This is a genomic window from Georgenia sp. Z2081 (assembly GCF_055326445.1).
Map to the genome: position 1 here is coordinate 18883 of NZ_JBUZNK010000003.1, position 12754 is coordinate 31636.

Annotated in this window: 11 protein-coding genes; all 11 read left to right on the forward strand. The window is 72.1% G+C overall.

Translation table 11 applies throughout. The annotated features are described in order from the left end of the window. Positions 1 to 32 precede the first annotated feature (32 nt). From ACZLKG_RS05890 to nuoL, 11 genes are read left to right on the forward strand one after another with little or no spacing between them, the layout of a single operon-like run. Positions 33 to 587: a NuoB/complex I 20 kDa subunit family protein gene (locus ACZLKG_RS05890; protein ID WP_425709155.1), complete on the forward strand. Its 555-nt coding sequence runs from the start codon at positions 33 to 35 to the stop codon at positions 585 to 587. Further along, positions 584 to 1303, forward strand: a complete 720-nt coding sequence (locus ACZLKG_RS05895; protein ID WP_425709154.1) for an NADH-quinone oxidoreductase subunit C — start codon at positions 584 to 586, stop codon at positions 1301 to 1303. The genes ACZLKG_RS05890 and ACZLKG_RS05895 overlap by 4 nt, the downstream gene beginning before the upstream one ends. After that, positions 1303 to 2646 carry an NADH-quinone oxidoreductase subunit D gene (locus ACZLKG_RS05900; protein ID WP_425709153.1) on the forward strand — a complete coding sequence of 448 codons (1344 nt, stop codon included), beginning with the start codon at positions 1303 to 1305 and terminating at the stop codon, positions 2644 to 2646. Before ACZLKG_RS05895 ends, ACZLKG_RS05900 begins: the two co-directional genes overlap by 1 nt. Next, positions 2643 to 3458 carry an NADH-quinone oxidoreductase subunit NuoE gene (gene nuoE, locus ACZLKG_RS05905; protein ID WP_463648239.1) on the forward strand — a complete coding sequence of 272 codons (816 nt, stop codon included), beginning with the start codon at positions 2643 to 2645 and terminating at the stop codon, positions 3456 to 3458. Before ACZLKG_RS05900 ends, nuoE begins: the two co-directional genes overlap by 4 nt. Further along, on the forward strand, positions 3455 to 4780 hold the full coding sequence (nuoF, locus tag ACZLKG_RS05910) for an NADH-quinone oxidoreductase subunit NuoF (protein ID WP_463648240.1): 1326 nt from the start codon (positions 3455 to 3457) through the stop codon (positions 4778 to 4780). The genes nuoE and nuoF overlap by 4 nt, the downstream gene beginning before the upstream one ends. Further along, the gene (locus ACZLKG_RS05915) at positions 4777 to 7380 is read left to right on the forward strand and encodes an NADH-quinone oxidoreductase subunit G (RefSeq protein WP_463648241.1); all 2604 of its coding nucleotides are present in this window, start codon (positions 4777 to 4779) and stop codon (positions 7378 to 7380) included. Before nuoF ends, ACZLKG_RS05915 begins: the two co-directional genes overlap by 4 nt. A gap of 11 nt (positions 7381 to 7391) precedes the next feature. Further along, positions 7392 to 8756, forward strand: coding sequence for an NADH-quinone oxidoreductase subunit NuoH (nuoH, locus tag ACZLKG_RS05920; RefSeq protein WP_463648242.1), 1365 nt, complete (start codon positions 7392 to 7394; stop codon positions 8754 to 8756). A gap of 1 nt (position 8757) precedes the next feature. Continuing rightward, positions 8758 to 9480, forward strand: coding sequence for an NADH-quinone oxidoreductase subunit NuoI (gene nuoI, locus ACZLKG_RS05925; protein ID WP_425709148.1), 723 nt, complete (start codon positions 8758 to 8760; stop codon positions 9478 to 9480). Continuing rightward, entirely contained in the window at positions 9477 to 10469 is a 993-nt protein-coding gene (locus ACZLKG_RS05930) for an NADH-quinone oxidoreductase subunit J (protein ID WP_463648243.1), read from the forward strand. The genes nuoI and ACZLKG_RS05930 overlap by 4 nt, the downstream gene beginning before the upstream one ends. Continuing rightward, positions 10466 to 10765 carry an NADH-quinone oxidoreductase subunit NuoK gene (gene nuoK / locus ACZLKG_RS05935; RefSeq protein ID WP_425709146.1) on the forward strand — a complete coding sequence of 100 codons (300 nt, stop codon included), beginning with the start codon at positions 10466 to 10468 and terminating at the stop codon, positions 10763 to 10765. Before ACZLKG_RS05930 ends, nuoK begins: the two co-directional genes overlap by 4 nt. A gap of 11 nt (positions 10766 to 10776) precedes the next feature. After that, a complete protein-coding gene (nuoL, locus tag ACZLKG_RS05940; RefSeq protein ID WP_463648244.1) occupies positions 10777 to 12744 on the forward strand; it encodes an NADH-quinone oxidoreductase subunit L in 1968 nt (655 codons plus the stop codon). Positions 12745 to 12754: the final 10 nt, after the last annotated feature.

A 12754-nucleotide genomic window follows, 5' to 3' on the forward strand; every position in this document is an offset into this window, starting at 1 on the left:
CCCCCGCCACCCTCCTCCCGAAAGGACTGCTCATGGGCATCGAAGAGAAGCTCCCCGCAGGCTTCGGTCTCACCACCGTCGAGGCCGTCGCCGGTTTCGCCCGGTCGAACTCCCAGTGGCCGGTCACGATGGGACTGGCCTGCTGCGCGATCGAGATGATGGCCGCCGGCACGCCGCGCTTCGACATGGCGCGCTTCGGCATGGAGGTCTTCCGCGCCTCGCCCCGGCACGCCGACGTGATGATCGTGTCGGGCCGCGTGAGCCACAAGATGGCCCCCGTCATCCGCAACGTCTACGACCAGATGTCCGACCCCAAGTGGGTGATCTCCATGGGCGTGTGCGCCTCCTCGGGCGGGATGTTCAACAACTACGCGATCGTCCAGGGCGTCGACCACGTCCTCCCGGTCGACATCTACCTGCCCGGCTGCCCGCCGCGGCCGGAGATGCTCATCAACGCGATCCTCGAGCTGCGCAAGCAGATCAAGCACGCGCCGCTGGGCGTCAACCGGGTCGAGGCCGCCCGCGCGGCCGAGCAGGCCGCCCTCGGCGCGACCCCCACCCACGAGATGAAGGGGCAGCTGGCGTGAGCGGGACCGACGCCGGCGGCGACATCGCCGCACCCGACCCGCAGGGCCGGACCGAGCTCGACGTCGTGGCGGTGCGCCGCGGCCAGTTCGGCGTCCAGGGCTCCGGCGACACCTCCGGCTTCGGCGGGCTCGTCGTCGCCGTCACCGAGCCACCGCACGCCGAGCGCCCGTACGGCGGCTGGTTCGACGAGGTCGTCGACGTGCTCCGCGAGGTGCTCACCGAGCAGGGCATCGACCCCGACGCCGCGATCGAGCGCGTCGTCGTCGACCGCTCCGAGCTCACCCTGCACATCGCCGCGGAGCACCTCGTGGCCGTGGCCCGAGCGCTGCGCGACGACCAGGACCTGCGCTTCGAGCTGTGCCTGGGCGTCTCCGGCGTCCACTTCCCCGAGCACACCGGGCGCGAGCTGCACGCCTCCTACCACCTGCTGTCCATCACGCACACCCGCCAGCTCGTCCTCGAGGTCACCTGCCCCGACGCCCACCCGCACATCCCGTCGGTCGTCGGCGTCTACCCGGGCAACGACTGGCACGAGCGCGAGACGTTCGACCTGTTCGGCATCGTGTTCGACGGCCACCCCGCGCTCTCGCGGATCCTCATGCCCGACGACTGGGTCGGGCACCCCCAGCGCAAGGACTACCCCCTCGGCGGCATCCCTGTGGAGTACAAGGGCGCCACCGTCCCGCCGCCCGACACCCGGAGGTCGTACAGCTGATGTCCGCCCCCACCATGCCCAGCGCCCCCGGGCCCGCGCTCGCGGACGAGGAGCCGGACTTCGTCGCCGACGGCGGCGACTGGTCCGACATCGCCGCCGAGGCCGAGCGCCTCGGCGAGGAGCGCATCGTCGTCAACATGGGGCCCGTCCACCCCTCCACGCACGGCGTGCTCCGCCTCATCCTCGAGATCGACGGCGAGACGGTGCACGAGGTGCGGGTCGGCCTCGGCTACCTGCACACCGGCATCGAGAAGAACATGGAGTTCCGCACCTGGACCCAGGGCGTGACCTTCTGCACGCGCATGGACTACGTGGCGCCGTTCTTCCAGGAGGTCGGGTACTGCCTCGGCGTCGAGAAGCTCCTCGGCATCACCGACCAGATCCCCGAGCGGGCCAACCAGATCCGCGTGCTCCTCATGGAGCTCAACCGGATCAGCTCCCACCTCATCGCGCTGGGCACCGCCGGCAACGAGCTCGGCGCCACCACGCTCATGACCCTGGGCTTCCGGGGCCGCGAGAACGTCCTCGACATCTTCGAGCGCATCTCCGGCCTGCGGATGAACCACGCCTACATCCGCCCCGGGGGCGTCGCGCAGGACATCCCGCCCGGCACCGTGGAGTTCGTCCGTGAGCGGCTCGCCGACATCCGGCTGTCCGTCGTCGAGATGATGACGCTGGCGATGGAGAACCCCATCTACAAGATGCGGCACGTCGGGGTCGGCGTCATCTCGCTGCCCGGGGCCCTTGCCCTGGGGCTCACCGGACCCTGCCTGCGCGCCGCCGGGCTCCCGATGGACCTGCGGCGCACCGACCCGTACTGCGGGTACGAGACCTACGAGTTCAACGTCATCACCCGGGACCGGTCCGACGCCTACAACCGCGTGGCGGTGCGCTTCGACGAGTGCTTCGAGTCGCTGCGGATCATCGTGCAGGTGCTCGACCGCCTCGAGGCCTCCGCGGGGCAGCCGGTCATGGTCGCGGACAAGAAGATCGCCTGGCCGGCCCAGCTCTCCGTCGGCACCGACGGCCAGGGCAACTCCCTGGACCACATCCGCCACATCATGGGCGAGTCGATGGAGTCCCTCATCCACCACTTCAAGCTCGTCACCGAGGGCTTCCGGGTGCCGCCCGGCCAGGCGCACGTGGCGATCGAGCACGCGAAGGGCGTGATGGGGGTCCACCTCGTCTCCGACGGCGGCACCCGCCCCTACCGGGCGCACTTCCGCGACCCGTCCTTCTCCAACCTGCAGTCGATGGCGCTCATGAGCGAGGGCGGCCAGCTGGCGGACGTCGTCGTCATCCTCGCCTCGCTCGACCCCGTCCTCGGAGGAGTGGACCGATGACCGAGCAGACCTACGCGCCCGAGCTCGCCACGTCGCTGAAGGCCGACTTCGCGGAGATCGTCGCCCGCTACCCGCAGCCCCGCTCGGCCCTGCTGCCGATGCTGCACCTCGTGCAGTCCGTCGACGGCTACGTCTCCGCCCGGGGCATCGCCGCGTGCGCCGAGGCGCTGGGGATCACCCGCGCCGAGGTCTCCGCCGTCGCCACGTTCTACAGCCAGTACAAGCGCCACCCCAACGGCGAGTACAACGTCGGCGTCTGCACGAACGCGCTGTGCGCCGTCATGGGGGGCGACCAGATCTTCGAGGCGCTCTCCGACCACCTCGGGGTCGGCCACGACGAGACCACCGCCGACGGCCGGATCACCCTCGAGCAGCTCGAGTGCAACGCGGCGTGCGACTACGCGCCGGTCGTGATGGTCAACTGGGAGTTCTTCGACAACCAGACCCCGACCTCGGCCACGCAGCTCGTCGACGAGATCGCCGCCGGACGGCCGGTCCACCCCACGCGCGGCGCCACCACGGTCGGCACGTTCAAGGAGATCTCCCGCGTGCTCGCGGGGTTCGAGGACGGCCGGGCGGACGAGGGCCCGGGTGCCGGCGAGGCGAGCCTGCTCGGGCTGCGCATCGCGCGCGCCAACGGCTGGACGTCCCCGCACGAGGGCCACGAGGCCGACCGGCACGCCCCGCTGGCCGAGGCCGCGGGCGCCGCACCCGTCGGTGACACGGGCTCGAGCGCCGACCACCAGGTGCCCACGTCCGGCGAGTCCGACCCAGGCGCGGCCCGCCGCGCGGTCTCCGAGGAGGACAAGTGACACTCACCAGCCCCGGCACCCTCACGCCGGTCCTCTCCGACATCTGGGACGCGCCGCGCTCCTGGACCCTGGGCACCTACCGCGAGCACGGCGGGTACGAGGGGTGGGCGAAGGCCCTGACGATGGCGCCCGGCGACGTCGTCGACCTCGTCAAGGGCTCCGGTCTGCGCGGTCGCGGCGGCGCCGGCTTCCCCACCGGCCTCAAGTGGTCCTTCCTCCCGCCCGCCGACGGCGGACCGCGCTACCTCGTCGTCAACGCCGACGAGTCCGAGCCCGGGACCTGCAAGGACATCCCGCTGCTCCTGGCCAACCCGCACTCCCTCATCGAGGGCATGGCGATCACCAGCTACGCCATCGGCGGCCACCACGCGTTCGTCTACCTGCGCGGCGAGACCGTGCACGTCTACCGGCGCCTCCTCGCCGCGGTCCGGGAGGCCCGCGAGGCCGGGCTCATCGGCACCGGGCTCGGCCCCGACGGCGACTACCACCTCGAGATCACCGTGCACGCCGGCGCCGGCGCCTACATCTGCGGCGAGGAGACGGCGCTGCTGGACTCCCTCGAGGGGCTGCGTGGTCAGCCGCGGCTCAAGCCGCCGTTCCCCGCCGTCGCCGGCCTCTACGCCCGCCCGACGGTCGTCAACAACGTCGAGTCGGTCGCGTCCGTGCCCGGCATCCTCTCCCGCGGCCAGGAGTGGTTCACCGCCATGGGCACCGAGAAGTCGGCCGGGCACGGTCTGTTCTCGATCTCCGGCCACGTGAACAACCCCGGTCAGTTCGAGGCCCCGTTCGGCATCACCATGCGCGAGCTCGTCGAGATGGCCGGCGGGGTCCGCGACGGCCACCGGCTGAAGTTCTGGACGCCCGGTGGTTCCTCGACGCCGATCCTCACCGACGAGCACCTCGACGTCCCGCTCGACTACGAGTCGGTCGGCGCCGCCGGGTCGATGCTCGCCACCCGTGCGCTCATGGTGTTCGACGAGACCGTCTCGGTGGTCCGCGTCATCTCGAGGTGGACCGACTTCTACCAGCACGAGTCCTGCGGCAAGTGCACGCCCTGCCGCGAGGGCACCTTCTGGATGAAGCAGGTCATGCACCGTCTCGAGGACGGCCGCGGGCTGCCCTCCGACGTCGACCTCCTCCTCGAGGTCTCTGCCAACATCGCCGGCCGCTCGTTCTGTGCGCTCGGCGACGCGTCGGCGACCCCCATCCAGTCCGGCATCCAGCACTTCCGCGAGGAGTTCGAGGCCGGCTGTCACACGCCCGCACGGGAGCGCTTCCCGTACGAGGCGTCGGCGATCTTCCACGAGGCAGGTGTGCGATGACCCAGACGCAGGAGCAGGCCGCGCCCGCGGCCCCCGAGCTCGTCACGGCGACGATCGACGGCCGCGAGGTGTCCGTGCCCAAGGGCACGCTCATCATCCGGGCCGCCGAGCAGGTCGGGATCCAGGTGCCGAGGTTCTGCGACCACCCGCTGCTCAAGCCCGCCGGCGCGTGCCGCCAGTGCCTCGTCGACGTCTCCAGCCCGGACCGCGAGGGCAACGTCAAGGCGATGCCCAAGCCGCAGACGTCCTGCACGATGGAGCTCACGCCGGGCATGGTCGTGGCCACGCAGCACACGTCCGAGGTGGCCGACAAGGCCCAGCACGGCATCATGGAGTTCCTTCTCATCAACCACCCGCTGGACTGCCCGGTCTGCGACAAGGGCGGCGAGTGCCCCCTGCAGAACCAGGCGATGAGCAACGGCCGCGCCGAGAGCCGGTTCGTCGACGTCAAGCGGACGTTCCCCAAGCCGATCGCCATCTCCACGCAGATCCTGCTGGACCGCGACCGGTGCATCCTGTGCCAGCGCTGCACCCGGTTCTCCTCCGAGATCGCCGGCGACGCGTTCATCGCGCTCCAGGGCCGCGGCGCCGGCACCCCCGGGCGCGAGGTCCACGCGCTCAACGGGTCGCAGATCGGTGGCTTCGACGCCGACGTCCTCGACTTCGCCGACGACGGCCTCCCGGACGCGGCCGGCGTCCCCTTCGCGGGGCCCGACGGCATCGCCGGAGTGACCTCCGGCCACGCAACCGCGCCGATGGGCGCCGCGGAGGCCGACACCTCCGGCCGGCCCTTCACGTCGTACTTCTCGGGCAACACCATCCAGATCTGCCCCGTCGGCGCGCTGACGTCGGCGATGTACCGGTTCCGGTCGCGTCCCTTCGACCTCGTCTCCACGCCGTCCGTCGCCGAGCACGATGCCGGCGGCTCGGCGATCCGCGTCGACCACCGCCGCGGCGCCGTCGTGCGCCGCCTCGCGGGCAACGACCCCGAGGTCAACGAGGAGTGGATCACCGACAAGGACCGGTTCGCCTACCACTGGCAGGACGCCCCGGACCGCCTGCGGATGCCGCTCGTGCGCGACCAGGCCACCGGCGAGCTGCACGAGACCAGCTGGTCCGAGGCCCTGTCCGTCGCCGGCTCCGAGCTGGCGCGCGCCGCCGCGGCCGGCGGCGTCGGCGTGCTGCCCGGCGGCCGCCTCACCCTCGAGGACTCCTACGCCTGGTCGAAGTTCGCCCGCACGGTGCTGCGGACCAACGACGTCGACCACCGCGCCCGCCCGCACAGCGCCGAGGAGGCCGACTTCCTCGGCACCCACGTGGCGGCGACCGGGCTGGGGGTCACCTACTCCGACCTCCAGCGGGCGGGACGTGTCCTGCTCGTGGCGCTCGAGCCCGAGGAGGAGTGCGGCACGATCTTCCTCCGCCTGCGCAAGGGCGTCCTCGCCGGGACCACCCGGGTGACGACGCTGGCCCCGATGGCCACGCGCGGCACCTCGAAGATGCGCGCCGACGTCGTCGAGGTCGCCCCCGGCGGCGAGGCAGCGGCGCTCGACTCCCTGGGTGCCGAGCTCGTCGAGGAGCTCTCCGCCCCCGGTGCCGTCGTCCTCGTCGGCGAGCGCGCGGCGGCCCTGCCGGGCACGCTCACCGCGGTCCAGCGCCTCGCCGACCGGACGGGTGCCCGCCTCGCCTGGGTGCCCCGGCGTGCCGGCGAGCGCGGCGCCGTCGACGCCGGCCTGCTGCCGAACCTCCTGCCGGGCGGACGCCCGGTGGTCGACCCGGCCGCGCGCGCGGACGCCGGCGCCGTGTGGGGGATCGACTCCCTCCCGGACGCGCCCGGCCGCTCGCACCGCGAGATCCTCCTCGCGGCCGCCTCCGGCGAGCTGACGGGTCTGCTCGTGGGCGGCGTCGAGACGCTGGACATGATGGATCCTGCCGCCGCGCTGCGCGCCGTCGGCCAGGTCGACGTGCTCGTCCAGCTCGAGGTCCGGCGCAACGCCATCTCCGAGCTCGCCGATGTCGTCCTGCCCGTCGCGCCGCCGGTGGAGAAGGCCGGCTCGTTCGTCAGCTGGGAGGGACGCGTGCGGCCGTTCGGCCAGGTGCTCGCCTCCCACGCTCTGCCGGACCGGCTCGTGCTCGCCGACCTCGCCCGGGAGATGGGCCGCGACCTCGGCCTGGCCACCCTCGCCGAGCTCCACGCCGAGCTCGCCGAGCTCGACCCGTGGGACGGGCCGGTCGCCGAGCCCGCCGAGGCGCCGGCCCAGGTGCCCGCCGCCGGGCCGGGCGAGGCGGTCCTCGCGACCTGGAAGCTCCAGCTCGACGCCGGCCGCGGCCAGGACGGCGAGCCGCACCTCGCCGGCACCGCGCACCGTCCGGTCGTCCGGCTCTCCCCGGCCACGGCACGCGCGGTCGGCGCCGTCGACGGCGGCCGTGTCCGCGTGACCGGCCCGACCGGCTCGCTCACCCTCCCGCTGACCGTCACCCGCATGGTCGACGGCGTGGTGTGGGTCCCCGAGAACTCCCCGGGCAGCGCCGTGCGGGCGCAGACCGGGGCCGGCGCGGGCAGCGTCGTCACCGTCAGCAACGCGGAGGTCCAGCAGTGATCGCCCCGGTCATGTCCACCGCATCGGCGCTGCCGACGGCGGACTTCAGCCACGACACCTGGTGGATCTCCCTCATCAAGGCCGTCGTCATCGTCGCCCTGCTGCTCACCGGCGTCCTCATGGCGCTGTGGGTCGAGCGCCGCGGGCTGGGCAAGATGCAGACCCGCGAGGGCCCCAACGTCCTCGGCCCGTTCGGCCTGTTCCAGGCGGTCGCCGACGCGATCAAGCTCGTCCTCAAGGAGGACATCCAGCTCAAGGGCGCCGACCGGGTGCTGTACATGCTCGCGCCCGGCATCGCCGCGTTCTGCGCGTTCATGGTCCTCGCGGTCATCCCCATGGGCCCGGCCATCACCAACGGTGCCGATCCCACGTGGTGGACGCCGATGCAGCTGACCGACATGCCGGTCGCCGTGCTGTACATCCTCGCGATCACCGCGCTCGGCGTGTACGGCATCGTGCTCGGCGGCTGGTCCTCGAACTCGACCTACCCGCTGCTCGGCGCCGTGCGTTCCTCCGCCCAGGTCATCTCCTACGAGCTCTCCATGGGGCTCGCGCTCGTCTCGGTCTTCCTCGTGTCCGGCTCGATGGCCACGTCCCAGATCGTCGACGCCCAGACCAACGTGTGGTGGGCGATCTCCCTGCTGCCCGCGTTCGTCATCTACGTGATCTCGATGGTCGCCGAGGTCAACCGCCTGCCGTTCGACCTCCCCGAGGCCGAGGGCGAGCTGGTCGCCGGCCACTCCATCGAGTTCTCCTCGATGAAGTTCGCCTGGTTCTACCTCGCCGAGTACGTCAACATGTTCAACGTCTCGGCGGTGGCCACCACGCTGTTCCTCGGGGGCTGGCGGATCCCGTTCCTCTCGGACCACATCGTGTGGTGGGCCGCCCCGGTCGTCGGGTTCCTCGTCTTCTGGCTCAAGGTCTGGGCCTGCATGTTCGTCATGATCTGGATGCGCGGCACGCTCCTGCGCGTGCGCTACGACCAGCTGATGAACCTGGGCTGGAAGATCCTCATCCCTGCCGCGCTCGTCTGGCTGGTCGCCGTGACGATCATCCAGGGCGTGCGCCAGTTCTCCGACCTCGAGCTGTGGCAGCTGCTCGCCGTCATCGCCGGCCTGCTCCTCGTCGTCATGATCGTCACCTTCCTCCTCCCGGAGAAGAAGGAGCCCGAGCCCGAGCCGGACGAGCCCGAGCCGTTCGACGCCTTCGCCGGGGGCTTCCCCGTCCCGCCGCTGCCCGGGCAGACGCTGCCGCCGTCGCCGCGGGCGGACCGTCGGCGCGCCGCCCAGGCCGGTGAGCCCGTCGTGGCCAGCAGCGCCCGGGCGAGCGCCGCCGCGAACGAGACCGCCCCCGACGCCACCACCGAGGAGGCCTGACATGGCTGACGAGAAGCGCCCCGAGCCGAGAGGCCGGATCACGGCGGACGACGTCGTCGTGCGCAACGGCGAGGAGGAGATCCGACTCGCCCCCGACGAGCCGGGCCCGATCGGGTCCCTGCTCGCGCCCGTCGCCGGGTTCGGCGTGACGATCTCGTCGATGTTCCGACCCTCGCGCACCGTCCAGTACCCGTTCGAGAAGCCGCCGACGCAGCCCCGCTACCACGGCCGGCACCTGCTCAACCGGTACGCCGACGGCCTCGAGAAGTGCATCGGCTGCGAGCTGTGCGCGTGGGCGTGCCCCGCCGACGCCATCTACGTCGAGGCCGGCGCCAACGGCCCCGAGGGACAGTTCTCGCCCGGCGAGCGCTACGGCCGCGTCTACCAGATCAACTACCTGCGGTGCATCTTCTGCGGGTACTGCATCGAGGCCTGCCCGACCCGCGCGCTGACGATGTCCAACGACTTCGAGCTCGCCGGACCCACCCGGGAGGGCCTCATCTACGAGAAGGGGGACCTGCTGGCCCCCATGGCGGACGGGATGCTCGCCGCCCCGCACCCGATGGTCTCCGGCGCCACGGACGCCGACTACTACCGCGGCGAGGTCACCGGCCCCACGGCCGAGCAGGTCGAGTGGGTCGAGACCCACCGCCCGGACGACCCCACGCTCGCCTCGGCGCGCGAGGCCGCGTCCGCCGGCGCCGCGAGGGGGAGCGAGCGATGAGCACCACCCCCGTCATGACGGTGCCCGGGGAGATCGGCACCGGCGAGACCGCCCTGTTCTGGGTGCTCGCCACGGTCATGGTGATCGCCTCGACGGGCCTGATCTTCGCCCGGCGAGCGGTCTATGCCGCCGTGTCGCTCATCCTCGTCATGCTCTGCCTCGCGGTGATGTACGTCGCGCAGGGGGCGCCGTTCCTCGGGGTCGTCCAGGTCGTCGTGTACACCGGCGCGATCATGATGCTGTTCCTCTTCGTGCTCATGCTCGTCGGCGTCGACGCCGCGGACTCCCTGCACGAGACGATCGCGCACCAGCGGTGGGTGGCCGTCGTCGCGGGCCTCGGACTGATCGCGGTCCTCGTCGGTGTCGCGCTGCAGGCGGTGGGCCTGACCGAGCCCGCCGGCCTGGCGGCCGCCAACGCCGACTCCAACCCGGTCGGTGTCGCCCGCGTCCTGTTCGGCGACTTCGTGCTGACGATGGAGCTCACCGGCGCGCTGCTCATCACGGCCGCGCTCGGCGCGGTCGTCCTCACCCACCGCGAGCGACTGTCCCCGAAGGTCACACAGGTCGAGGTCGAGGCCGCCAAGATGAAGGCGTTCAAGGAGGAGGGCGGCCGGCTCGGCCAGCTGCCCACCCCCGGCGTCTACGCGCGGTCCAACGCCGCCGACCTGCCCGCCCTGTCCGCCACGGGCGAGCCGATCGTCGAGTCGGTGCCGCGCGTGCTGCGCGTCCGCGGCCAGGAGCGCACCATCGGCGAGGTCAGCCCCGAGACGGTCGCCGCCGTCGCCCGCGCGCGCACCGAGCCGGCCCGCGGCCTGCACGGCGGCGAGGCCACCCGTGGCGTCACGCGCGCCGGCCTGCCCTCGATGCCCGGCGAGCCTGCCCCGACCCCGCTCGTGCCCGGCTCGCCCGGCCGCGAGGTCGCCGCCCGCCGCCGCGCCGCGCGCGAGGCCGCACCGAGAACCGAGACGACCGCCGAGGACGACCGATGAACCCGATGAACTACGTGGTGCTCGCCGGCATCCTCTTCGCCGTCGGCGCCACGGCGGTGCTCGTGCGCCGCAACGCGATCGTCCAGCTCATGGGCGTCGAGCTCATGCTCAACTCGGCCAACCTCGTGCTCATCACGTTCGCCCGCGTGCACGGCGACCTGAGCGGCCAGGTCGCGGCCTTCTTCGTCATGGTCGTCGCCGCGGCCGAGGTCGTCGTCGGCCTGGCGATCATCGTGTCCGTGTTCCGCACCCGTCGCACCGCCTCGGTCGACGACGTCAACCTCATGAAGAGCTGAAGGGAGCAGGAGTGAACGTCCCCACCCTTCACGCCGTCACCGAGGTCGCCGCACCCGTGGCCGCCGACGGCCCGGCGAACCTGGCCTGGCTGCTCGTCGCCGTCCCGCTCGTCGGCGCCGCCGTCCTTCTGCTCGCGGGCCGCGCCGCCGACGCCTGGGGTCACTGGCTCGGCGTCGCCGCCTCGGCCGCGTCCTTCGTCGTCGCCGCCTGGATCGCCGTCGACATGGTCGGCCGCCAGGCGTCCGAGCGCGTCATGGATCTCCACCTGTACGACCTGCTGCCGGCCGGGACGCTCGACGTCTCGCTCGGCATGCGCGTCGACCCGCTGTCGATGACGTTCGTCCTGCTCGTCACGCTGGTCGGCACGCTCATCCACGTCTACGCGGTCGCCTACATGTCGCACGACCGCGCGCGCCGCCGGTTCTTCGCCTACCTCAACCTGTTCGTCGCGGCGATGCTGCTGCTCGTCCTCGGCGACAGCTACCTCGTGCTGTTCATCGGCTGGGAGGGCGTGGGTCTCGCCTCCTACCTGCTCATCGGGTTCTGGAACCAGGTCCGCGAGTACGCGGTCGCGGCGAAGAAGGCGTTCGTCATGAACCGCGTGGGGGACATGGGGCTCCTGCTCGCGATGGGCGCGATGTTCGCCGGCCTGGGCACCGTGAGCTTCGCCGGGGTCGCCGAGGCAGCCCCGGGCGCGTCCACCGCGGTGCTCACCGTGATCGGCCTGCTCCTTCTGCTCGCCGCGTGCGGCAAGTCGGCGCAGTTCCCGCTGCAGGCCTGGCTCGGCGACGCGATGGCCGGCCCGACCCCGGTCTCCGCGCTCATCCACGCCGCCACGATGGTCACCGCCGGTGTGTACCTCGTGGTGCGCTCGGGCCCGATCTTCGACCTCACGCCCGACGCCCGGATGGTCGTCGCGATCGTCGGCGCGGTCACGCTGCTGTTCGGCGCGATCGTCGGCTGCGCGAAGGACGACCTGAAGAAGGTCCTCGCCGCCTCGACGATGTCCCAGATCGGCTACATGATCCTCGCCGCCGGGCTGGGCCCGATCGGCTACGCGTTCGCGATCTTCCACCTCGTCACGCACGGCTTCTTCAAGGCCGGCATGTTCCTCGGCGCCGGCTCCGTCATGCACGGCATGAACGACCAGGTCGACATGCGCCGGTTCGGCGGCCTGTCGAAGGTCATGCCGATCACGTGGGCCACCTTCGGCCTGGGCTGGCTCGCGATCCTCGGCATCCCGCCGTTCTCCGGCTTCTGGTCGAAGGACAAGATCATCGAGACCGCCTTCGTCCCGCAGGCCGGCCACGCCGGCTGGGAGCCCTGGGTCTTCGGCCTCGTCGCGCTGGTCGGCGCCGGGATCACCGCCTTCTACATGTCGCGGCTGTTCTTCATGACCTTCCACGGCAAGAAGCGCTGGACGACGGCGGAGGAGGGCTCGGAGGTCCACCCCCACGAGTCGCCGCTGCTCATGACCGTCCCGATGATCGTCCTCGCGATCGGCTCGGTCGGCCTCGGGTTCGCGCTCCAGCTCGGCGGCGGGCTCGTCGGCTGGCTCGAGCCGGTCACCGGTCACCACGAGCACGACGCCCCCGTCCTCGCGGTCCCCGTCATCATGGGCGCGACCATCGCGATCGTCGTTCTCGGCGCGCTCGTGGCGTGGGCGATGTACGCCCGCCGCGAGGTCCCCGCGGTGGCACCGGCCGGCAACGTGCTCGTCACCGCCGCCCGCAACGACCTGTACCAGGACGCCGTCAACGAGGGGATCTTCATGCGCCCGGGCCAGCAGCTCACGCGCGGCCTCGTCGAGGTCGACCAGCTGGCCGTCGACGGCGCCGTCATGGGCACCGGCGGCGCCACGGCCGGCCTCGGTCGCCTGCTCGGCAAGCTCCAGAACGGATTCGTCCGCAGCTACGCCGCACTGATGATGGCCGGCACCGTGCTCGCCCTGCTCGCCGTCCTGGCCTGGCGGCTCTAGGCCGAGGGAA